Annotated in this window: 18 protein-coding genes; 16 read left to right on the top strand and 2 right to left on the bottom strand. The window is 36.2% G+C overall.

From position 1 onward, the window contains the following. Positions 1 to 59: 59 nt before the first annotated feature. The 6 genes from CACET_RS11950 (at position 60) to CACET_RS11925 (ending at position 7,525) form a co-directional block, all read left to right on the top strand. Positions 60 to 1,010, top strand: coding sequence for an ABC transporter permease (locus CACET_RS11950; protein WP_044825335.1), 951 nt, complete (start codon positions 60 to 62; stop codon positions 1,008 to 1,010). Beyond that, positions 997 to 1,887, top strand: a complete 891-nt coding sequence (locus CACET_RS11945; RefSeq protein ID WP_201777342.1) for an ABC transporter permease — start codon at positions 997 to 999, stop codon at positions 1,885 to 1,887. Before CACET_RS11950 ends, CACET_RS11945 begins: the two co-directional genes overlap by 14 nt. Before the next feature lie 29 nt (positions 1,888 to 1,916). Continuing rightward, on the top strand, positions 1,917 to 2,861 hold the full coding sequence (locus CACET_RS11940) for an ABC transporter ATP-binding protein (protein ID WP_044825336.1): 945 nt from the start codon (positions 1,917 to 1,919) through the stop codon (positions 2,859 to 2,861). Then, a complete protein-coding gene (locus CACET_RS11935; protein WP_044825337.1) occupies positions 2,854 to 3,801 on the top strand; it encodes an oligopeptide/dipeptide ABC transporter ATP-binding protein in 948 nt (315 codons plus the stop codon). The genes CACET_RS11940 and CACET_RS11935 overlap by 8 nt, the downstream gene beginning before the upstream one ends. Positions 3,802 to 4,095: 294 nt before the next feature. Continuing rightward, positions 4,096 to 5,844: an ABC transporter ATP-binding protein gene (locus CACET_RS11930; protein WP_044825338.1), complete on the top strand. Its 1,749-nt coding sequence runs from the start codon at positions 4,096 to 4,098 to the stop codon at positions 5,842 to 5,844. After that, complete coding sequence (locus tag CACET_RS11925) at positions 5,837 to 7,525, top strand: ABC transporter ATP-binding protein (protein ID WP_052661486.1); 1,689 nt, start codon at positions 5,837 to 5,839, stop codon at positions 7,523 to 7,525. The genes CACET_RS11930 and CACET_RS11925 overlap by 8 nt, the downstream gene beginning before the upstream one ends. 262 nt (positions 7,526 to 7,787) lie before the next feature. Here CACET_RS11925 and CACET_RS11920 read toward each other — a convergent pair whose 3' ends face one another. Further along, the gene (locus tag CACET_RS11920; protein ID WP_044825339.1) at positions 7,788 to 8,357 is read right to left on the bottom strand and encodes a YdcF family protein; all 570 of its coding nucleotides are present in this window, start codon (positions 8,355 to 8,357) and stop codon (positions 7,788 to 7,790) included. 398 nt (positions 8,358 to 8,755) lie between these two features. Between CACET_RS11920 and CACET_RS11915 the strand changes: the two genes are divergently transcribed. After that, on the top strand, positions 8,756 to 10,264 hold the full coding sequence (locus CACET_RS11915) for a DUF1846 domain-containing protein (RefSeq protein ID WP_044825340.1): 1,509 nt from the start codon (positions 8,756 to 8,758) through the stop codon (positions 10,262 to 10,264). A 431-nt stretch (positions 10,265 to 10,695) separates the two neighbouring features. Here CACET_RS11915 and CACET_RS11910 read toward each other — a convergent pair whose 3' ends face one another. After that, positions 10,696 to 11,400, bottom strand: a complete 705-nt coding sequence (locus tag CACET_RS11910; RefSeq protein WP_044825341.1) for a GntR family transcriptional regulator — start codon at positions 11,398 to 11,400, stop codon at positions 10,696 to 10,698. A 659-nt stretch (positions 11,401 to 12,059) separates the two neighbouring features. Between CACET_RS11910 and uxuA the strand changes: the two genes are divergently transcribed. From uxuA to CACET_RS11865, 9 genes are all read left to right on the top strand, one after another. Beyond that, complete coding sequence (gene uxuA, locus CACET_RS11905) at positions 12,060 to 13,106, top strand: mannonate dehydratase (RefSeq protein WP_044825342.1); 1,047 nt, start codon at positions 12,060 to 12,062, stop codon at positions 13,104 to 13,106. A gap of 101 nt (positions 13,107 to 13,207) precedes the next feature. Then, positions 13,208 to 14,116: an SDR family oxidoreductase gene (locus CACET_RS11900; protein WP_479722623.1), complete on the top strand. Its 909-nt coding sequence runs from the start codon at positions 13,208 to 13,210 to the stop codon at positions 14,114 to 14,116. 94 nt (positions 14,117 to 14,210) lie between these two features. After that, positions 14,211 to 15,638: a GntP family permease gene (locus CACET_RS11895; protein ID WP_044825344.1), complete on the top strand. Its 1,428-nt coding sequence runs from the start codon at positions 14,211 to 14,213 to the stop codon at positions 15,636 to 15,638. A gap of 107 nt (positions 15,639 to 15,745) precedes the next feature. Beyond that, positions 15,746 to 16,765 carry a zinc-binding alcohol dehydrogenase family protein gene (locus CACET_RS11890; protein ID WP_044825345.1) on the top strand — a complete coding sequence of 340 codons (1,020 nt, stop codon included), beginning with the start codon at positions 15,746 to 15,748 and terminating at the stop codon, positions 16,763 to 16,765. Between the two features lie 134 nt (positions 16,766 to 16,899). After that, positions 16,900 to 18,213 (top strand): nickel-dependent putative hexonate epimerase, encoded by a 1,314-nt coding sequence (locus CACET_RS11885; protein WP_044825346.1) that lies wholly within the window; start codon positions 16,900 to 16,902, stop codon positions 18,211 to 18,213. 384 nt (positions 18,214 to 18,597) lie between these two features. Then, positions 18,598 to 19,536 (top strand): nickel ABC transporter permease, encoded by a 939-nt coding sequence (gene nikB, locus CACET_RS11880; protein WP_144414766.1) that lies wholly within the window; start codon positions 18,598 to 18,600, stop codon positions 19,534 to 19,536. After that, complete coding sequence (nikC, locus tag CACET_RS11875) at positions 19,537 to 20,403, top strand: nickel transporter permease (RefSeq protein ID WP_044825347.1); 867 nt, start codon at positions 19,537 to 19,539, stop codon at positions 20,401 to 20,403. Between the two features lie 128 nt (positions 20,404 to 20,531). Then, on the top strand, positions 20,532 to 21,530 hold the full coding sequence (locus tag CACET_RS11870; protein ID WP_044825348.1) for an ABC transporter ATP-binding protein: 999 nt from the start codon (positions 20,532 to 20,534) through the stop codon (positions 21,528 to 21,530). Beyond that, entirely contained in the window at positions 21,523 to 22,533 is a 1,011-nt protein-coding gene (locus tag CACET_RS11865) for an ABC transporter ATP-binding protein (protein ID WP_242846941.1), read from the top strand. Before CACET_RS11870 ends, CACET_RS11865 begins: the two co-directional genes overlap by 8 nt. The last annotated feature ends 70 nt before the right edge of the window (positions 22,534 to 22,603 follow it).

The following is a 22,603-nucleotide window of genomic DNA, read 5'->3' as shown; positions in this document are numbered from 1 at the left end:
GTTACTGGACAGGTACTGGGAACCTTCTACCTTTTATACTGTACAAAGAGGAGGTAGCCATGAAATATTTGTTACTAAAAAGATTGATTATGCTTGTCCCCACAGCTATTTTTGTAGCCCTCATTTCCTTCTCCATTATTTATTTTTCTCCTGGAGATACAGCTCAGTTGATTTTAAGAGATAAAAACCCTATAGGACTGCCGGATGATGCGTTGGTTGAAGAATATGAGAGGATCTTAGGTTTAGATAAACCCTTTCCACAATTATTTTCTCAGTGGCTAAAAGGTGCGGCGGTTGGCGACTTTGGGAATTCCTTCAAGACAGGCCTTCCAGTAACCCAAGAGTTTAGACATCGCTTTCTTTATACAGTGAAACTAGTTTTTCTAGCAACTTGTGTTTATATTTTCCTAGGATTACTGCTGGGAACTCTTTCAGCGATTTATAAGGATAGTATCATTGATCAATTTGTGCGGGGATTTGCTGCCTTCAATCTATCGGTTCCAAGTTTTTGGCTGGCACTATTCTTTCTTTGGCTTTTTTCTATGAAGCTTAAAATTTTTCCTGCCTATGGTTATCAGGGTTTTATTAGTCTAATTCTTCCAGGTTTTGTGATGGGATTAGGTAGATCCAGTACTTTAGCAAGATTGACAAGAACCTGTATTTTAGAGGCCCTAGATAGCCCCTATGTAGCTACAGCCAGGGGAATAGGTTTATCAGAGACGGCTATTCTAATAAAGCATGTATTGAAAAATATTTTACTGCCTATTGTCACCTTGATTGGAATGAACAGTATCAGCTTACTGGGTGGGAGTGTTATTATTGAAAACATTTTTGGCTTACCAGGGGTAGGCAGTTACCTAGTACAAGCCATCAATCTTAAGGACTTTCCAATCATATCTGGTTTTATCTTTATTTTTGGTATCATTATTGTTTTAATAAATTTATTAGTGGATTTCTCTTATGTTATTATTGATCCACGAGTGAGGTATGATGAAAATGCTTACAAATAAAAAGTCTGATATGGTCATAGAAGGAAAAGGATTATGGGCTAAGCCCTTAAAATTTCCCATAAGTATTAAAATCAGTAAGATCTGGATTTTATCTGTACTGTTAGGGGTTATCTTGCTAGTCACAATATTATCCCCCCTCCTATTTACTGAGTGGAATGACATAGACTTTTCAAGACAACTGCAATCCCCCAGCCTACAGCATCCCTTTGGTACAGATAACTTTGGTAGGGATTTGCTACAGCGGGTCTTTCATGGTCTTAGGATATCCTTAACCCTAGCAGTGGCAATTGAAGTACTATCTTTACTGATAGGTCTTACCATAGGCATGGTTTTAGGATACTACGGAGGCATTGTAGATGAATTGTTTGTCCATGTGATGAACGTATTGATGGCTTTTCCTCAGATGCTGATGGCATTATGTTTTATGGCGATTATTGGTCCTAGCATGATGACCTTAGTGATTGTCATTACCTTTTTAGGATGGGTTTCCTATGCAAGAATTGTTCGAAGTGAAGTTTTAGCTCTAAAACAAAGAGATTTTATCTTATCTACCAAGGCTATTGGGGCCAGTGATTTTTATATCCTACGAAAACATATTCTACCCAATGTGCTGATTCCTGTCATTCCCTTAATGACCTTAATGATTGGTCATGCAGTCTTAATTATTGCTGGTTTGAGCTTTCTTGGTTTTGGTGTGCAGCCTCCTTACCCAGAGATTGGCTTGATGTTAAATGAAGCCATGACCTTTATGGATAGTGGACCTTGGCTAATGCTTTTTCCTGGACTAACCTTAGCAGTCTGTGTTTTTCTATTCAATTCTTTGGGAGACCTTCTTAGAGATTACTTAGCACCAAAGGCAGAGGGTAGTATAGATTAAATAAAACAACCACTTAAAGGAAGATGATGATGAATACCATACTAGAAATTAAAAACTTAAATGTTTCTTTCCAAAGAAAAGATGGCGGGGTGAAGGCGGTTTCCAATGCTAATTTAAAGGTTAAGAAGGGCAGTATTTTTGGATTGATTGGTGAGACTGGTTGTGGCAAATCAGTGCTGGCTCATTCTCTACTACGGTTACTACCTGAAAATGCTAAAACCACAGGAGAAGTTATTTATAAAGATCAAACTATTTCTTCTTTACCAGTAGAAGCAATAAGAAAACTTAGGGGTAAAGAGATTGGTTTAATCGCCCAAAGCCCTGGAGAAGCCTTGAACCCTTTACTTAAAAATGGGGCACAGGTGATTGCCCCTATGCGGTTACATAGGAATCTTTCTAAAAAAGAAAGTTGGAGGACTGCGGTTGAGCTGTTAGAAGCCCTAGACTTACCTGATCCACATCAAAAAATGCAAGAATATCCCCATCAATTAAGCGGAGGTATGAAACAAAGGGTTTTAACTGCTTTAGGTATTGGAGGAGATCCTTCTTTACTGATTGCAGACGAACCTACAAAAGGCTTGGATGTCTTGATTAGAGGACAGGTGGTGGAGGTTTTACAACGGCTAAAGGAAATAAAGGAGACAACCATCCTGCTGATCACCCATGATTTACAGGTGGCAGCTCACCTATGTGATGAACTGGCGGTAATGTATGCTGGAGAAATTATTGAAGAGGGGCCTAGCCAAGAACTTTTTAAAAATCCTCTACACCCCTATTTTAAAGGACTGATTGACTCTCTTCCCAGTAACGGACTAAAACCTATTCCCGGCTACAGTCCTAGCTTGGTGAACTTACCTAATGGATGTAGATTTTTTGATCGCTGCCCTAAGGCTGAAGCAACCTGTGGTAAAATTCCGCCGGAGATAAAAGAAGTGACTACAGGACACAAAGTGAGGTGTAGATTCATTGATTAAAGTAGAGAACTTGAAAAAGTCCTTCACTACAGGAACCTTTAGAAAAAAACAAGTTGAAGTACTAAAGGGAGTATCCTTTGAAATAGAAGCAGGAGAAACCCTAGGGTTGGTAGGGGAAAGCGGATGTGGAAAATCCACCTTAGCAAAAATTATATTAAGGTTGCTTCCCCTATCCTCGGGAAAAATATTCTTCGAAGGAAAAGAAATCACCTCTTTAAAAACCAATGAAATGCAAAAAATACGTTCTAAAATGCAACTGATCCTTCAACATCCTGAAGCTGCACTAAATCCTAGAATGAAGATCTATGACTGTATTGTTGAACCCTTAAGAATTCATGGTTTAGTTAAAAAGAATAGTAAAGAAGAAAGAGCTGTGGTTGAAGAATTAATTGAAGTGGTGGGACTACAACCAGAGCACCTTACAAGGTATCCAAGCGAAATCAGTGGAGGACAAGCCCAGAGGGCGGTTTTAGCAAGGATTTTGTCCCTAGAACCTAGATTGATTGTAGCGGATGAACCTACCTCTATGTTAGATGTTTCTGTACAGGCTCAGATTCTTAACCTCTTAAAAGATGTTCAAAAAAAGTTCAATATGGCCTACTTATTTGTTTCTCATGACCTAGAGGTGGTTAGATGGATGAGTGATCGGATTGCGGTAATGTATAGGGGAGATATTGTTGAAATGGGAAGACCTGAAAAGGTGCTGGAAAATCCTCTACACCCTTATACAAAAAGTCTTGTTGAAAACATAGACAATCCATTAAAGCAAATGAAGAAAAGAGCTAGACGAGAAAAAGCTCCTACATCTGCCCTTGGTGGGAAGGAAGCTGTACATTGCAATTATTGTACTTGTTGTCCTAATCTTCATCATGGTAGTGCCTCTAAACCACAACTTCAAGAGGTAGAAACAGGACATTATGTAGCCTGTTGGTCGATATAAACAATAACTATACTCGACTTGTGCAAATTTTCAGTTGTTTCGAAAGAAAATTAAATATATTAAGCGAAAGCATTTGAAAGTATTGTAACAACGCTTAGTGACTGGAAATGAATAATCCGTTAAGAAATTTGCATGTTTGAGTGTTAGCGAGTTTGCAAATTTTAGGATTTTCATTGGAAGGAGCTTTAGCGTTGTCAATACTTGAGATTAAGTGAGCGTATATATTTAATTTTCACTACTACAATTAGATCATTGCACAGCTCAAGTAACTATATAAAAGGAGGAACGATAAAAATGATGCTTCATTATCGTTTGTTTGAACTAACAAAAGGAATAAGGAACCGTGTTATTTTAAAAGCTGTCATAGGTATCAGTATAACAGCTAGTTATGCTGCACAAGCTGTTCTTACAGCAAGGGCCACGGAAGGGATTTATGCTAGACGGGAATGGGCAGATATTGTCACTATTATTTTAGGAATTATTACGATTATTGGCGTAAGAGCACTACTTTTATGGGGCAATGAAGCCTATGCAAAAAGGGCCTCCATCATCGTGAAAAATACATTAAGACAAAGGCTTTATGGTCATTTACTAAAACTTGGACCAGGATACCTAGAAAAAAATCGTACAGGAAAACTTCAATCTACAGTGGTATCGGGGATCGAGTTTTTAGAGGCTTATTTAGTTTACTACGTCCCTCATGTCTTAGTAACGATTATAGGGGCAGGGGTGATTTTAGGTTATATCTTTACCCTTAGCATAAGTATAGGTCTTATTATTTTATCAGCATTTTTAATTGCCCTCTTTGGTCCAAGACTATGGAATAAGCTAATGGCAAAGTACGGTTGGAGCCATTGGCAGGCCTTTGCTGTACTGAATGCTCAATTTTTAGACAGTATGCAGGGAATTACAACATTAAAAGCCTTTAATGCCAGTAAAAGAAGAGGTAATGAACTGGAAAGGGATTCCAGGGATCTTTTTCAGCAGACGATGAACCATTTAAAAATTTCTCTACTAAAAACAGGGGTAGTAGGTCTAGCCACCACCAGCGGAGCTGTTTTTGCCATCGGTTTAGGTGCTCTTTTTGTAGCTAGAGGAGAACTGGCATTATCCCAGTTATTTGTTTTGCTGTTTTTATGTAGAGAAGCTTTTCGCCCCATCGATGAACTAAACCGTTATTATCATCAGGGCTTTATGGGAATTACCGCTTCCAATACCATCTTTGCCTTACTGGACGAAATACCGGAAATTGCAGAAAGCACTAGACCTGTTACAGTAAAATCTAAAGAAGCGTTACCAGAAATTGTGTTTAACGATGTAGAATTCGCTTACGATAAGGGACTAAGACCAGCTCTTGGTGGGGTGTCCTTTAAGATTAACCCCGGTGAAACTGTAGCTTTAGTAGGGGAATCAGGTTCTGGTAAGTCCACTGCTGTAAATCTACTACTGCGATTTTTTGATCCTATCAAAGGAGAAATTATCATAGGCGATCACAATATAAAGGACTACACCCTAGAGGACTTAAGAAGTTTAATGGCGGTGGTATCCCAGGAGACCTACCTATTTCATGGTACGGTAGAAGATAATCTAAGAATGGCAAAGCCTGAAGCCACAAAAGAAGAAATAGAAAAAGCCGCAAGAACCGCCAATATCCATGACTTCATTATGACATTACCGGAAGGTTACAATACCATTGTTGGCGAAAGGGGGGTAAGATTTTCTGGTGGGGAAAGACAGCGTATGGCCATTGCAAGGGCTGTTCTAAAGGATGCTCCTATTCTTTTATTAGACGAAGCCACCTCCAGCGTAGATACCGCCAATGAAAAGATGATCCAAAGAGGATTAGAGAAGCTGATGGTGAACCGAACTACTTTAGTGATTGCCCATCGTTTGTCCACCATACAAAATGCCGATCGAATTCTGGTACTAAAGGAAGGAAAAGTCGTTGAAGTAGGATCTCATTTTGAACTGATGAAACTAACAGGGACTTATGCTAAGCTTATACAAGCACAGCAAGAGGAAAGGTGTGTTCAGTATGCATAAAGTAGAAAAAATCAATACAACCACAACTACATTTGAAGGAAGAATCAACCTAGAAAAAATAAAAACCCTCATCCCCTACATCAAACCCTATAACAAGAAAATGGCCTTGGGGATTTTCAGCGGTACTTTAAACCAAATTTTTAGTATCACCAGTTCTGCTCTAGCAGCTTACTTAGTAGGCCTAGCCGCTACTGGAGGATCAGCAGAAAAAATCCTCTCCCTTTTTTGGCTGTTAGCAGCCTTAGCTGTCGGCAGGGCAAGTATGGTTTATGCTGAAATGTATTTAGTACATGATGTTGCCTACAGTATTTTGGTGGATTACAGAAACATCATGTATAGGGCTATAGAAAGAATCGCACCTGCTTATATGCTGAAGAAACGCTCCGGGGATGTTGCCTCATCAGTGATGGCGGATGTGGAGGCATTAGAAGTCTTTTATGCCCATACGGTAGGGGCTTACATTATAGCTATCATAGCTCCCCTAACCTTCTTAGTAATACTAGCCTATATTCATTGGTTGCTGCCCTTAGTAATCTTCCCCTTTTTATTATTGGTAGCCACCATACCCTTTTGGTTTAGTAAAAAAGCCAGGCAACAGGGAAAAGAAATACGATCAAAACTAGGTACTGTCAATGCAGAAGTGGTGGATGGTGTACAGGGAATGCGGGAAATCGTAGCCTTTGGTCGCGGAAAATCCTACTTAAAGAAGCTAGAAAACGGCACCTATGATCTTGGTAGGAGTCAAATTGCAGAAGGAAAAAGACTAGGACTAGAAGGAGGTCTCATCAATGCTGCCATGTCATTAGGGATGGTAAGTATCTTAGCTGTATCCAGCTTTTTGGTGCTGGAGGGCAGCATAGATTCCGCATTGATTCCTACCATTATTATGTTATCGGTGTATGTTTTTTCTCCTATTGTAGATGTCTCCGGAACTGCAAGAAACCTTGGTTCTATTGGGGCATCAGCAGAAAGGGTTTTTTCCATATTAAACACCCCTACCCCTGTAGAAGATAAGGCAGAAGCCCCATTAGAAGGGCCTATTGTTCCTCATATTCAATACAATAAAGTAAAGTTTTCCTATGCCAATTTGCTACTAAGATTTTGGGATGTTAGAGGGGGAAGTATTAAGATAGGAAATTATGATCTTCGTGATTTAACGCAAGAAAAGCTTAGAGATATGGTGGCGGTGGTATCTCAGGATGTCTATCTTTTTAACATGAGTATTCGGGAAAATATTCGTCTAGGAAGACCAGAGGCCACTGATGAAGAAGTAGAAGCAGCATCAAAACTAGCCTTAGCCCATGACTTTTTAGTAAAACTCCCTCAAGGTTATGATACCAATGTAGGGGAAAGAGGGGTACAATTATCAGGAGGACAGCGACAGCGAATAGCCATTGCAAGAGCCTTGATTAAAAATTCTCCTATCCTATTGATGGATGAAGCTGTATCCAACTTAGATGCAGAAAATGAAAGGGCAGTACAAAAAGCCATCTCAGAACTACAGAAGGGACGAACCACTTTAGTGATTGCTCACCGTCTGTCTACTATTATGGCAGCAGATAAAATTGTAGTTTTAGACAAAGGCAAGGTTGCAGAGATCGGCAGTCATGATGCCTTGGTAAAGAAAAACGGAGTATATAGTCGTTTGATTGCTTCTCAAAGCATAGAGGTTTTAGAATAGTTTTTTACAAAAATATTTCATGGGAATACCTGTAATAAGGTATTCCCATATTTTATGGTTTAGCTTTATTTTGGATCCATTAGCATTAACTTAAATCATAATTTGTCATCCTTCCTTATTCAAAGATCCTTCGGTACCCTCAGGATGACATTTTAAGAAAAATTTGGTAATAATTGTGTTAAGTTAACGCCTATGATTTTCGATCTGCTTGATAGAGTAAAGACTCTCCAGTGGATTCTTAGATGTTTTAGTTTCTCTGACATTAATGAGAAAATAGAAAGTCTTTCATATAGGCAAAAACTTCTCGGACATAATATCTCACAATCAAAGCGGGATTTGGGTAGGACTTGGCAGAACTACTGCTAACATCCATGCCTAATCGATTGCCAATCATTAAAGCCCTATGTACATGAAAGGCGTTTGTAACAATGATGGCACTTTCTAGTGCCTGCTTGTCCATGATTTCTTTGCTGTAATAAAGGTTTTGGAAGGTACTAAAGGAGTTTTCCTCCTTGAATATTGCTTCAGAACCAACACCCTTATCCATAAGATAGCTCTTCATAGCGGCGGCTTCTGTGATCCATTCGTCCTCACCTTGAGCACCGCTGACGATGATCGTGGAGGCATAGCCTTCCTCATAGAGTTCTAAAGCTTTATTTAAGCGATAAATCAACATGGGACTAGGTTGATCCCCCCAAAGTCTACAGCCCAGTACAACAATGGCGTCAGATTTTTTGGGGACTTGCTTGAAACCACTCCAGATGATATTTACTTGAAGGGTAAATAAAACTATAGCAATAAGTATAAAAAGTCCTAATAATTTTTTTTTCATATTTCCCTCCTGAATTATATGGAATGATGCAGGCCGATGAAAGCTAGTATCATTATAACATAAAAAAGACCCTAGGATTTCTTTTTCTCAACGAAAAATCATCTTCTACTGGTTTACTTTCCTCTAAAACTATGAGATAATATAGAGTCGTAAAAGGGAGAATATTATTGGTGCTTACTCCTGCAATATGCTGAAGATAAGGTAAAATATAGACATAGGCTTGTGGATTTTAATATCCGAAGGGTTATATTCTCAGTCTTTGTTTACGTTTTTCAGCCAAAGTGAAACCATAGACCGTAGATATTAGAATTCAAGTTTAAAGACGTATACCTATATTGAACAATGAAAGTAAATAATAAACGAATCACACAATGACTTCATAAAGCGAGGAATAGAGGATGAAAATAGGATTTGATCATAAGAAATATTTAGAAGAACAGTCAAAGTACATTTTAGAAAGAGTAAATCATTATGATAAGCTGTATCTAGAGTTTGGCGGGAAACTCCTGTTTGACCTTCATGCCAAAAGGGTTTTGCCTGGATTTGACGAAAATGCAAAAATCAAGTTGTTGCACAAGTTAAAAGAAAAAGTTGAAGTGATTATTTGTGTATATGCAGGAGATATTGAAAGAAATAAAATAAGAGGAGACTTTGGTATCACCTATGATATGGATGTTTTGAGAATCATAGATGATTTAAGAGGGTATGAGCTGGATGTAAATAGTGTTGTAATCACAAGATACGATGGACAACCAGCCACAACGGTATTTATTAATAAGCTTGAACGCAGAGGAATAAAGGTTTATACCCATAGAGCCACTAAAGGATATCCAACAGATGTGGATACCATCGTAAGTGACGAAGGCTATGGTAAGAATCCATACATTGAAACAACAAAACCGATTGTTGTTGTGACAGCACCAGGACCAGGAAGTGGCAAGCTAGCTACTTGTTTCAGTCAACTTTACCATGAGTATAAAAGAGGTAAGGTAGCAGGGTACTCAAAATTTGAAACCTTCCCTGTGTGGAATGTTCCGTTAAAACATCCTTTAAACATAGCTTATGAAGCTGCAACGGTAGACCTTAGGGATGTAAATATGATTGATTCCTTCCACTTTGATGCTTATAATAAAATCGCTGTAAACTATAATCGTGATATCGAAACCTTTCCTGTACTTAAAAGAATTATAGAAAAGATTACGGGGGAAGAGTCTATGTATAAATCTCCAACAGATATGGGTGTAAATAGAGTAGGTTTTGGTATTATTGATGATGAGGTCATCAAAGAAGCTTCTAAGCAAGAGATTATTAGAAGATATTTTAAAACAGAATGTGAGTACAAAAAAGGTTATGTAGATAAAGAAACCTTTGAAAGGGTCAAGTTGATTATGGAAGAGCTAGAGCTAAAAGAAGAGGATAGAAAAGTGGTTATTCCGGCAAGAAGTCGCTCAGCTAAGCTAAAAGAATTGTCTAATAAAAACGAAATATGTCCTGCTGTAGCGATAGAGTTGCAGGATGGTACCATATTGACTGGCAAGAGTTCAAATCTAATGGATGCCACCGCTGCGGTAATTTTAAATGCTGTGAAATATTTTGCAAATATTTTTGATGAAATTCACCTTATTTCACCAGTGATTTTAGAACCTATCATAAGCTTAAAGGTAAAAACATTAGGCAGCAGAACACCGGCTTTAGACTGCGAGGAAATTTTAATTGCCTTGAGTATATGTGCTGCTACAAATCCAACAGCTCAAGTTGCTATGGAGAAGCTATCCATGCTTAAAGGATGTCAGGCCCATTCTACTACCATCTTAAGTAGAAATGATGAACAGATTTTTAGAGAGCTTGGTATAGACATCACTTGCGATCCAGAATATCCTTCGGAGAGTCTTTATTACAATAATTAGTATAAGTAAATAAGATAAAGAAGCTATATAAGTTGCAATAAAACTTTTACAGCTTAGTGTAAGGTAGCGAATGTAACTATTTACTACAACTTATATATAGATAACCAATTTTATACCTTAACAAAATACGACCTGCTGCGGTTTCAGAAATGAACAATGTTAACAATTCGTTCCAGTGAAAAATCCTAAAATTTGCAACCTGGCTAACGCTCAAACATGCAAATTTCTTTACGGATTTTCCACTTCCATGAATTGAACATTGTAGTCATTTCCTGCAAATGCATCCAAGTCTGCATTTTGTTAAGCTTTGTAGTTGGTTATCTATAGTTAGAAATAGACCGCTAAATATAGAATCACGTTTTGGGTGATCTGTAAATATAGCGGTCTGTTTTTTTATCTTAAGTTTGTTTTTAGGATAAAGTCCCCTGCTTCTAGGTGTTTTTCATTTCTAGAAAATATTCATTAACGCCTATCTTTTCAAACTCCATAGACCATGATTCGCAGGGAGCAAGAATATGCTCTCTTAAAATCTCTTCGATCTCTTGATAGGAAGCTTTTTCTGTTATTGCAGTTAAAATTTTTCGGTGCTGTATTATGATGCTTTTTTGCGCTGTATTATGATTATGATCATATAAGAGTCTAGCCCTAGCGTAGTGGGTGCTTAAATTTATAATAGATTCCCATACTCTAGTTTTTTTACTAATTGCAAATAGTTTTTCATGAAACTTCGTATCATACTTATGAAAATCAATAATCATAGATTTGTTCATATAAAATTCCTGTAATGATAATAGATTTTCCAATTCATTCACTTCTTCAGTAGTTATTGTATCCTGAAGAAGTTTTATTATTTCTTTTTCTAAAACAAACCTCATAAACAACACTTCATCTATCAGAGCCCTATCAATATAGGTGACCATAGTGCCTGTTTGGGGCATGATTTCTATTAAATGTTCATTATTCAAACGTCTTAAGACTTCTCGTATAGGCGTGCGGGAAACATTTAATATTTTTGAAAGTTCATTTTCGGAAAGAATGGTTCCCGGTTTCAATTCTAACTCCATGATATTATCTTTTAATAGTCTATAAATATATTCTTTTGGATTTTCATCTTTCTTTTTTTCGTATATTTTCATAGTCTTTCTCCATCTTTATTGGTCTTATTTGATATAGATAAACAACGTCAGGGCTTAATTTTGATATACTAAGGGCTACATTTGCAGCCCACGGTTTTGGGGCGAGACCGTAGACCGTGTATATCAAAATTAAAGTTTGAACTTGCTTATCTATATAATTATTTTATTTTTTTTACGATAAGAATCTAACATTTGTTTACATGTATGTCTGCACTTTTGACACTAACTATGTTTAATATACTACTTTTCTTTAAAACAAACAAGTTTTAAGTAATAAATATATTTTCCCCATGATTAAAACGTAATCAGAGAAATCGTGCTAAAAAGACAACATTTACTTCAAAATTATAACAAAAATTTATTGACAAATCAAAAGAAGGTGTTAAATAACTAGTCGATTAAGCTGAATAGATATTTTAAAAAATTCAAACAAATTTTAATGAAGCTTAAATTTGCACTTGACAAAGAAAAACAACTTAGAATATAATACTTGTATACAAGTACACAATGCTAAAACTGAAGGACATATTTTAAACCTTTGGTACTAAAACAATTAGTTGCATAATACAAGGAACAAAACAATGCTAGAGAGGAGTGTGTAAAAATAATTATTGTATGAAAAGCTACAATAGAATTTAAAACAACTAGGGGGGAGTAGCATGGAGATGGCTTTTAGGTGGTATGGAATGACTGACTCTATATCACTAGAATTTATTGGTCAAATACCCGGAATGAAGGGAATCGTTACAGCGATTTATGATATACCTGTGGGTGAGGTTTGGCCGCTAGATAAAATACTAGAGTTAAAATCAAGTGTTGAGAAAAGTGGACTACATATTTCTGTTATTGAGAGTGTTCCGGTGCACGAGGATATAAAGCTTGGGCGACCTACAAAAGATAAATATATAGAAAACTATAAGGAAACTATAAAAAATTTAGGTGAGACCGGAATAAAAGTTGTCTGTTATAATTTTATGCCTGTTTTTGATTGGACTAGATCTGACTTAGCTTATCAACTTGCTGATGGATCAACAACACTTATTTATAATCAAGATACAGTCAATAAAATGGATCCTTTATCAGGAGATTTAGCGCTTCCTGGTTGGGACGCATCCTATACTAAAAATCAAATGGAAACCCTTATTAAAGAATATAAAGAATTAGGTGAAGAGAAGCTTTGGGAAAATCTTGAGTATTTTATAAAAAATATCATACCGGTAGCGGAAACTTCTGGTGTTAAAATGGCTATTCATCCAGATGATCCACCTTGGTCAATCTTCGGGCTCCCAAGAATTATAACTTGCAAAGAAAATCTTAAAAGGTTTCTTGCGCTTTATGATAGCAGCTACCATGGGATTACTTTTTGCACAGGATCATTAGGTTGTACGGAAACAAATGATTTGGTAGACATGATAAAATACTTTTCAGGAGAAAAGAAAAGAATACATTTTGCACATTTGAGAAATGTAAAATGGCATGGAAATAGAAGTTTTTATGAATCTGCTCATCCATCTGAATACGGATCATTAGATATGTATAAAATTTTAAAAGCCTTACTAGATGCAGGTTTTGATGGGTCATATCGTTCTGATCATGGTAGAATGATTTGGAAGGAAACGGGAAAGCCAGGTTACGGTTTATATGATAGGGCACTAGGAGCAGTTTATATTCATGGACTTATTGAGGCTATAACCAAGTCAAAATAATATACGAATTGTATCAATAATCCATCCCTATAAACAAAAAGTATTAAAAACTTAAATTATTATTGTTATGGGGATGGGTAAAAAAGTAGAGAATTGAGGACATGAAATTTTTTTATACAAAGCAAACGATAGCAAAGCGAATCAAGGAGGATAAGACTATGGAGATCTCGTTAGAAGCAGATATGACTGACAAAGTGATTGTTATCACAGGAGGCACAGGGGTACTGTGTGCTGCAATTGTTGAAATGTTAGCAGTAAAGGGTGGTAAAATAGGGGTTATAGATATTAATGAAGAGGCACTGAATAAGATGCAAGAAGCGTATAAAAATAGAGGTTTAAAGGTTCTTGGTGTTCATGCCAGTGTTCTTGATAAAAATTCATTGGAAAAGGCCAAAGATATTATTCATGAAAAATTAGGAAACGTAGATATTTTAATCAATGGTGCTGGAGGAAATCATTCCAAAGGAACCACATCTAGTGAATACTTATATATAAAAGATATAGATACAGAAGATATAGTAACTTTTTACGATCTTGATAAAGAAGGGATAGAATTTGTTTTTAATCTTAACTTTCTCGGTACATTACTACCTTCTCAAGTCTTTACAAAAGATATGCTGAGGAAAGAAGGATGCTGTGTGATTAATATTTCATCTATGAATGCTTTTACACCTTTAACGAAAATTCCTGCATATAGTGCTGCAAAATCAGCAGTTTCTAATTTAACACAATGGATGGCAGTGCATTTTTCAAAAGTAGGTATTAGGGTGAATGCAATTGCTCCTGGATTTTTTCTTACAGCACAAAATCATAAACTTCTAATCAATGAAGACGGAAGTTTTACTGAAAGAGCTGAAAAAATTATTTCAAATACACCTATGGAAAGATTTGGTAAGACCGAAGAGCTTTTAGGTAGCATTCAATTTCTTATCAATGAAAAGGCATCAGGATTTATAACTGGTGTAGTATTGCCTATTGATGGAGGATTTAGTGCGTATTCAGGAGTATAGTTGATATATTGGGAGAAAAAGGAAAAACCATTTTTAAATTTTTTAAAAAGGATATTTATTATTATAATTAAGATAATAGAGAGGGGTAACGATTATGGTGACAGGTCCTATGTTAATAGTAATATTTTTATTATCGATAGCCATTCTTTTGGTGTCCATCATTAAATTTAAGTTAAATGCTTTTCTATCACTTTTACTCACAGCACTCATCACTGGTTTTTTAGTTAGAATGCCTTTGGAAAAAATTGGTGGACATATATCTGGAGGGTTTGGCGGCACACTGGGAGGCATTGGTATTGTAACAGGTCTCGGTGTTATGTTAGGTAAGTTTCTTTATGAGTCTGGCGGCATAGAAGTTATGGCAAATGCTATGATCAGGCAGTTTGGTGAAAAAAATTCTCCCCTTGCCATTACGATGTCAGGTTTTGTAACAGGTATACCTGTATTTGGAGATGTTGTTTATGTTATGTTTGCACCGATGATTCGTGCACTATCAAAAAAAACCGGCATATCTCAATTAATTTATGTTGGAGGAATCGCTGTAGCCACCAGTGCTGCCTTTTCAGTAGTAATTCCTACGCCAGCACCTCTAGCAGTGGCAGAAATATATGGGCTTGATATTGGAATCTTCTTCATTTATGCCCTTATCGTTGGTTTGGTAGGATCATTAGCTGGACTTGCTTGGGCGTATTTTGTAGTGAGACGTGATGAGAAAAAAGGCAGAGTATTTGTAATGGAGGAAGTAGAAGGCGAAGAATATGATGAAAGTACAGAAAATACCATGGTTTCAGCAGGAGAGCTTCATGCTACAGATACTACCGCTGTAAGCCTTAGTAATGGAAAAGTAAATGCACCTTCTCCTGCTGCAGCTTTCTCAGTCTTAATTCTACCAATAGCATTAATTCTTATTGGTAGTTTTGGCGGTATGTGGTTGGCTCAAGGAACTACTTTGCAAAAGTTTATAGCATTTATCGGAGATAAAAATATTGCCTTGTTACTTGGTGTGTTTTATGCAATGATATCACTTAGAAGATATATCGAAAAACCTATTAGCGATTGTTTGATGGAGGCAGCTGATCAAGTTGGTTTGATACTATTGATTACAGGTGCAGGTGGAGCTTTTGGCAGAATTATAAGTGAAACGGGTATTGGTTATTATTTAGCTGAAACTTTGTCCAGTTTCAATATTTCTATCATTTTACTTGCTTTTATACTTTCTCAAATTATTAGAGCAGCACAAGGCTCTGGAACTGTTGCTATGCTTACAACAGCTGCAATTGTTGTAGAAATGATTGCAAAAACCAATGTTGCACCTGCTTTAGTAGCTTTAGCAACCTGCGCTGGAGCAGTAGGATTATCATTACCTAATGATTCTGGATTCTGGGCGGTATCAAGGTTTAATAGGATTTCTGAACAAGATACTTTAAAACTTTGGTCATTTGGAGGGTTATTTGCCGGATTAGCTATGCTGCTGACAATATTTATACTATCTTTAGGTCAGGGGTTTTTACCTGGGATGTAGTTAACAAATTATCAGTAAATGATTTTTATGATGATTACAAATATATGGAGATCTACTATCTAGATTCTTATAATACATAATAAGTTTACACGAGGGGGATTGTAATAATGCGAGCAATAAAAGTGATAGAGCCTTTTAAGGTTGAAATATGTGAGGTTGAAAAACCAAAAATTGAAAACCAAGATGAAGTTATTATAAAGATAACCTCAGGAGGTATATGTGGTTCTGATATTGGTATTTATAATGGTACCAATTCACTTGCTACATATCCAAGAATTATAGGCCATGAGTTTGGTGGCATCGTAGAAGAGATAGGCAGCAATGTTACTGAACTGAAAATAGGCGATAAGGTTGCTATTGATCCTGTAGTAAGCTGTGGTGAATGCTACGCTTGCAGAACTGGCAGACACAATGTATGTTCTACATTAGAAGTGATGGGCGTTCATAGAGATGGTGGTTTTAAAGAATTTATAAAGGTTCACAAAAACAATGTACATAAGTTTACTAAAGATTTTGATGACTCCTTATTAGGACTTGTAGAGCCCTACACAATTGGCATGCAAATAAACGCTAGAGGTGAAATATCAAAAGGAGATAAGGTTCTGATTATGGGATGTGGACCAATAGGACTTTGCACGTTACAGGTAGCTAAAAAATCTGGTGCAGAAGTAATGATTACAGATATAGTAGCAGAAAGGCTGGAAATCGCTAAAAAAATGGGGGCGGATAAAACGATTTTAGTCTCTAAAGAAGATCTTGAAGGTGCAGTAAATGGCTTCACAAACAATGAAGGGATGCCTGTGATTGTGGACACTGTATGTAGTGCTTCTACCTTTGAGAACGCTGTAAAACTAGCATCACCTGCAGGTCGTATTGTCGTCATTGGTCTTACAAATGCGCCATCACAAATTACTCAAGTTGATATCACTAAAAAAGAACTTACCATTGTTGGCTCTAGACTTAATTGTAATAAATTCGATGAAGTGATCTCAGGATTTGAATCTGGAGAGCTAAGTCCTGAAATTTTAAAAACTCATTCCTTTCATTTTACGAAAATTCAAGATGCTGTGCAATTAATAAAAGACGAACCTGAAAAGGTGATCAAAGTGGTTTTGAACTTTAATTAAAGGAAGAAGTGTATAGAGTAAAGTACTAGATGCATATAGGGTTTCACTTACTTTGTAGGTTTGTATAACACTTTTCAAAGTAAGGTGAAATCCTTTTTAAAAGCAATAGAGTCATATAAAAGGGGGACTAACAAGTGAAGGAGTTCTATTTAAGCAATGAAGATGTATCAATTAGCTTAGCTGAAGTTGAAAAAAATATTGATAAAATTTTTTTAAACTATGATCTAAATGTAATAAGAAAGGTACTTATCATTCCTCCTGATTTTACACGCTACTACTCTATGGCAGGAGAAATTACAAAAATAATTTATAGAAAATATAGCGATAAGTTTGACATAGATATCATCCCTGCCCTTGGGACACATATGCCCTTAAGTGAGGAAGAACGATTAAAAATGTTTGGCAGCGAAATACCTCAAGAATGTTTTATGAATCATGATTGGCGTAAAGATACAGTTTCGATAGGCAGTATTCCTGAAGAAGTTGTAAATGAAATTTCTGAAGGGTTATTTGTTACAGACATTGAAGTGGAAGTGAACAAAAAGTTAGTCAGCGGAGAATATGATTTAATTTTGTCTATAGGGCAGGTGGTACCACATGAAGTAGTGGGTATGGCAAACTATAGTAAAAATATTTTTGTAGGTGTGGGAGGAAGGCAGATGATTAATAAAACCCATATGCTAAGTGCTGTATGTGGCATGGAAAAAGCTATGGGAAAAGATAAAACCCCTGCCAGAAGAGTATTTGATTACGCACAAGAGAACTTTTTAAATGAAATTCCTCTTATCTATTTCCTTACAGTAACTACAGAAAAAAGTAATGAAGTATGTCTAAATGGCTTATATATTGGGAGATCAAGAAGAATTTTTGAAGAAGCCGTAAAACTATCACAGAAATTAAACATTACTTATTTAGAAAAACCTGTAAAAAAGGTTGTGGCTTATCTTGATGAACATGAACTTAAAACAACTTGGGTTGGAAATAAAGGTATCTATCGTACAAGAAAAGCAATTGCAGATGGCGGGGAATTAATTCTTCTTGCTCCAGGCGTAAAGCATTTTGGAGAAAACGATGAAGTCGATGTTCAAATTAGAAAGTATGGATATAAAGGAAGAGATTATGTATTAGATTTATTTAATAAAGATGCCTTTGGGAATAGTATGATGGTGGCTGCACATTTGATCCAAGGCTCTACGGATGGACGATTTTCTGTTACTTATGCAACCAATACTGATTATATCACAAAAGAAGAAATAGAGTCTGTAGGGTATAGACACATAAATATTGAAGAAGCCTATAAGTTATATGATCCTAAAAAATTGAAGGATGGATTCAATACCCTTGAAAATGGAGAAGAGATTTATTTTGTAAAAGCACCGGCATTGGGCTTATGGATAGCAAAAGATAAGATGAATTCTCCGGATGCTTTTAAGCCTACTATAATATAAAAACACACTTAACTGCTCCTTTTAATCATGGTATAGTTATCTTAAAAGAACTGAAAAAAGTCTCTACAGAAGATATGAAGGTTGGTGATGTAATTTATTCAAGGGGTGGTTCCGGACATCGGCTGCTTTTTCAGTCTTTATTGTAAATAAAGTGTCTTGTTGCCCTAAAAATTAATGAAATATTTTTAGTTATAGATTGACAAAACTTTATCAAATATGCTATATTTATATTAAAGACGACAACAATCATATTGCTGATGAAAATATAAAATTATGAAAATATATGCATTGGTTTGAAAACTAATGAAAAAAGTTATGAAGGCTTGCTTTCTTTTATGCAAAATAAAAGAGACAAGCCTTTTATTTTTGAGGAGTGGGGCTGTTTTGATAGACTATATATTAAAAAGGTTATTTTATTTGGTCTTTGTTATGATAGGTGTATCCATCCTTACTTTTGCCTTAAGTCAAATTATACCAGGAGATCCTGCAGAATTAATTCTTAAGGAAATGGGCATGGAGGCCACGAGAGAAGAGATTGAGATTTTAAGGGATAGATTAGGGTTAAATGATCCGTTGATCGTACAATATGGAAGGTGGACAAAAAATGTTTTGAAAGGAGACTTAGGTCGCTCCTTTAGGACGGGTACTGCTGTAACAGAAGAGATTATTACACGAATACCAGCCACTATAGAGTTGACGCTGGGGGGACTTATTATCATGATCTTTTTAGCTTTGCCGATAGGGGTATTGTCTGCTGTCTTTAAAAACAGGTGGATAGATCATTGTAGTCGTTTATTTGCTTTCTTTGGAGCTTCTATACCTTCCTTTTGTTTAGGGCTTATGTTGATTTATTTTTTTTCTGTAAAACTTTCAATTTTTCCTGTGATGGGAAGAGGCACCTTGTTACATTTGTTTTTGCCCTCCTTTACCTTAGGTGTAGGTATGGCAACTACTTATGCTAGATTGATTCGAGCCAGCATGTTAGAGATATTAGGACAAGATTTTATTTTGGCAGCTCGATCCAGAGGACTTAAAGAGAACCTTGTTATTATAAACAATGCTTTAAGGAATGCCTTAATACCAGTGACAACAGCTTTTGGTATGAATTTTGGACATTTGCTGGGAGGTACTGTTATTATAGAAAATATTTTTGCTTGGCCTGGGGTTGGAAAATTTCTAGTAGAGTCTATTTTCAATAGAGACTATCCAGTGATTCAAGGCTATGTTTTATGGATGGCTATGATTTTTGTTTTAGCGAATCTAGTGGTAGATATATCTTATAGATTGTTGGATCCACGGATTTCTATAGGAGGCAAGATGTAGATGCAACAAGAAATCCTTCTACAAAAACAACAAGTTAAAAAAACAGCAAAAAAAAATAAACTTTTTAAAGATAAACTGGCATTGCTGGGTTGTGTAATTTTAGTGACTTTTGCAGTAGTTTCTATAATAACTCCGTGGCTAGCTGCAAATGATCCTATAAAGGTAGACTTGACCCAAAGATTAAACCCTCCAAGTCATATTTATCCTATGGGAACAGATCATCTAGGAAGATGTGTTTTTGCTAGAGTTCTTTATGGAGGAAGAATTTCTATTAGTGTGGCAATGATTGTGTTAACAATTGTCTTAACAATGGGGATTTTAGTGGGAATTGTGTCAGGATATGTGGGAGGATTTGTAGATAACTTTATCATGCGAATCATTGATATATTGCTGGCTTTTCCAGGACTTATTTTAGCTTTAGCCATAGCTGGAGTTTTAGGACCCAGTCTCATCAATACAATGATTGCTGTGGCAGCTGTACAATGGGTGGGTTATGCAAGAATTGTAAGAGGAATGGTATTATCTATTAAAGAAAAGGACTATGTTAGAGCTGCAAGAGCCTGCGGGACATCCCATTTTTTCATCATTTTACGACACATCTTACCCAATATGATTTCTCCTATCATTGTCTTGGCAACCTTAGATATAGGAGGCATTATCTTGAGGATTGCGGGACTATCCTTTTTAGGTTTAGGAGCACAACCTCCTACACCAGAATGGGGAGTCATGATTAATGATGGAAGGGCCTATATGCAAACAGCTCCCTGGGTGCTATTTTCTCCGGCGGGGGCAATCTTATTGATGGTAATGGCTTGTAATTTACTGGGAGATGGTCTAAGGGATATATATGATCCTAAGAATGTATAAATTTATGACAAATTATGGGTTAAGTTAACGTTAGACCGTGTATATGAAAATTAAAGTTTGAACTTGTTTATCTATAATGAAAATTCGCTATAATAAAAACCTTCAATATTAAAGGAGCTTGAATAAAGATGGAATCTATATTAGATATTAGAAATTTATCGATCGCCTTTTCTAACAAAAATATTGATAATACAGTTGTAGATGGAGCAAGTCTACAGCTGAGGGCTGGAGAAGTTTTAGGTATTGTAGGAGAAAGTGGATGTGGTAAAACCACCCTTTCCCGCAGCATTTTAGGATTATTGCCGCCAACAGGAAAGATCATGGAAGGGGAACTGATTTTTGAAGGAAAAAATCTACTTCATTTATCTAAAGAGGAGAAGAGAAAAATAAGAGGCAGAGAAATAGGAATGATTTTTCAAGATTCTATGACTTCTCTAAACCCAGTTAGAAAAATAGGAAGGCAGTTTATAGAAACTCTTTCCTCGAGGCTTAAAATAGATAAAGAAAATGCTAGAAAACTGGCAGAAGAAATGTTAGTAAAAGTAAATTTATCTAGACCAGAAAAAATTATGAATCAATATTCCTTCCAATTAAGTGGAGGAATGAGACAAAGAGTGATGATTGCTATGGCTCTTGCATTAAGACCAAAGGTATTGATTGCAGATGAACCAACCACAGCCTTGGATGTAACAGTGCAAGCACAAATTTTAAAAGAAATACAAGACTTAAAGGAAAGCTATGGCACAAGTATTATACTGGTATCTCACAACCTAGGGGTTGTATATCAAATAGCAGATACAATTGCGGTGATGTATGCAGGTTCTGTTGTAGAATATGGTGAAGCTTCTACCGTATTTAGAAATCCTGTACATCCCTACACCAAGGCTTTGTTAGGGTCTATACCTAATTTAAGTCATCAGCAAGATAAATTAGTATCTATTGAGGGTTCTCCCCCCCTTTCACATAGATTGCCTTCAGGCTGTGTTTTTCACCCCCGATGTCAGTTTTCTAATGAAGTTTGCAGGTTGAAAAAGCCTCGACCTACAGAAACGGCAGAAGGGGTGAGGGTAGCCTGTCACAGGCAAAACAATACAAGGTACATAGAAGGAGAAGAGGATATTGCATAATCATCAAATTCAAACAAACACCATCAATACCAAAAACAAGATTTTGTTACAAGCCACTGGCTTAAAAAAACAATACATACTTGAAAAAGATTTTTTCTTTGGAAAAGGAGAAAAGTTGTTGGCAGTAGATGATGTGTCTCTTTGCCTTGAAAAAGGAAAAACTTTAGGTTTGGTAGGAGAAAGTGGATGTGGAAAAAGTACCCTGGGCAAGCTGATTTTGAAAATAGAGGAAGCCACAGAAGGTAAGATTGTATTTGATGGTACAGATATCACAAATCTAAAGGGAAACAGTCTAAGAAACATAAGAAAAAATATGCAGGGAATTTTTCAAGATGCTCATGCCTCCTTAAATCCTAGAATGAAGATCGAAGATATTATTAAGGAGCCTTTGAAAAATTTTCATATAGGCAGCAAAGAGGAGCAAAAGTATAAGGTGGGGGAATTATTATATACAGTGGGGTTAGGAGAAGAAGCATTAGATCGATACCCCCATGAATTTAGTGGTGGACAGAAACAAAGAATTACTATTGCAAGAGCACTGGCTTTAAAACCAAAGTTAATTTTATGTGATGAGGCTACAGCTAGTTTAGATGTCTCTATTCAGGCACAGATATTAAATCTCTTGATGAAATTAAAACAGAACTTTGGTTTATCCTATTTATTTATTTCTCATGATATAGCAGCAGTAAAATATATTAGTGATGACATTGCTGTTATGTACTTAGGAAAAATTGTTGAAGTAATAGAAAGCAGAGTCTTGATAGAAAAAGCTCTTCATCCTTACACAAAAGCTCTACTAAGGGCAGTACCTATAGCAGGCGGAGAAAAGACTTTATTAAAAAAACATCAACTCAAAGGAGAACCTCCTAGTCCTATAGGAACTCAAAAAGGATGTAGTTTTTTTTCAAGATGTGACTGTCGGCAGGAAGTTTGCAGTAAGGAAGAACCACAGTTGAAACAAGTGATAGAGGGACATAAGGTGGCATGTCACCTTATAAAGTAAAGTAAGCTTTATGTTAGACCAAGTAGTACTTAAATCTAGTCTATAATCTTCAGTCATATATAAACAAGGA

Origin of the sequence: Clostridium aceticum, from assembly GCF_001042715.1 — a bacterium.
In the GTDB taxonomy this organism is placed as follows: domain Bacteria; phylum Bacillota; class Clostridia; order Peptostreptococcales; family Natronincolaceae; genus Andreesenella; species Andreesenella acetica.
Note: the sequence above shows the minus strand (reverse complement) of the source record. Positions and strands in the feature narration are given on the sequence as shown.

Bases quoted from the DNA above. Each gene is read 5' to 3' on its own strand.
- nikC (WP_044825347.1), top strand. From the start codon at position 19,537: ATGCAACAAGAAATCCTTCTACAAAAACAACAAGTTAAAAAAACAGCA.
- CACET_RS11930 (WP_044825338.1), top strand. From the start codon at position 4,096: ATGATGCTTCATTATCGTTTGTTTGAACTAACAAAAGGAATAAGGAAC.
- CACET_RS11870 (WP_044825348.1), top strand. From the start codon at position 20,532: ATGGAATCTATATTAGATATTAGAAATTTATCGATCGCCTTTTCTAAC.
- CACET_RS11895 (WP_044825344.1), top strand. From the start codon at position 14,211: ATGGTGACAGGTCCTATGTTAATAGTAATATTTTTATTATCGATAGCC.
- CACET_RS11925 (WP_052661486.1), top strand. From the start codon at position 5,837: ATGCATAAAGTAGAAAAAATCAATACAACCACAACTACATTTGAAGGA.
- CACET_RS11910 (WP_044825341.1), bottom strand. From the start codon at position 11,400: ATGAAAATATACGAAAAAAAGAAAGATGAAAATCCAAAAGAATATATT.
- CACET_RS11900 (WP_479722623.1), top strand. From the start codon at position 13,208: ATGAAATTTTTTTATACAAAGCAAACGATAGCAAAGCGAATCAAGGAG.
- CACET_RS11945 (WP_201777342.1), top strand. From the start codon at position 997: ATGCTTACAAATAAAAAGTCTGATATGGTCATAGAAGGAAAAGGATTA.
- CACET_RS11890 (WP_044825345.1), top strand. From the start codon at position 15,746: ATGCGAGCAATAAAAGTGATAGAGCCTTTTAAGGTTGAAATATGTGAG.
- CACET_RS11915 (WP_044825340.1), top strand. From the start codon at position 8,756: ATGAAAATAGGATTTGATCATAAGAAATATTTAGAAGAACAGTCAAAG.
- CACET_RS11940 (WP_044825336.1), top strand. From the start codon at position 1,917: ATGAATACCATACTAGAAATTAAAAACTTAAATGTTTCTTTCCAAAGA.
- CACET_RS11950 (WP_044825335.1), top strand. From the start codon at position 60: ATGAAATATTTGTTACTAAAAAGATTGATTATGCTTGTCCCCACAGCT.
- CACET_RS11920 (WP_044825339.1), bottom strand. From the start codon at position 8,357: ATGAAAAAAAAATTATTAGGACTTTTTATACTTATTGCTATAGTTTTA.
- uxuA (WP_044825342.1), top strand. From the start codon at position 12,060: ATGGAGATGGCTTTTAGGTGGTATGGAATGACTGACTCTATATCACTA.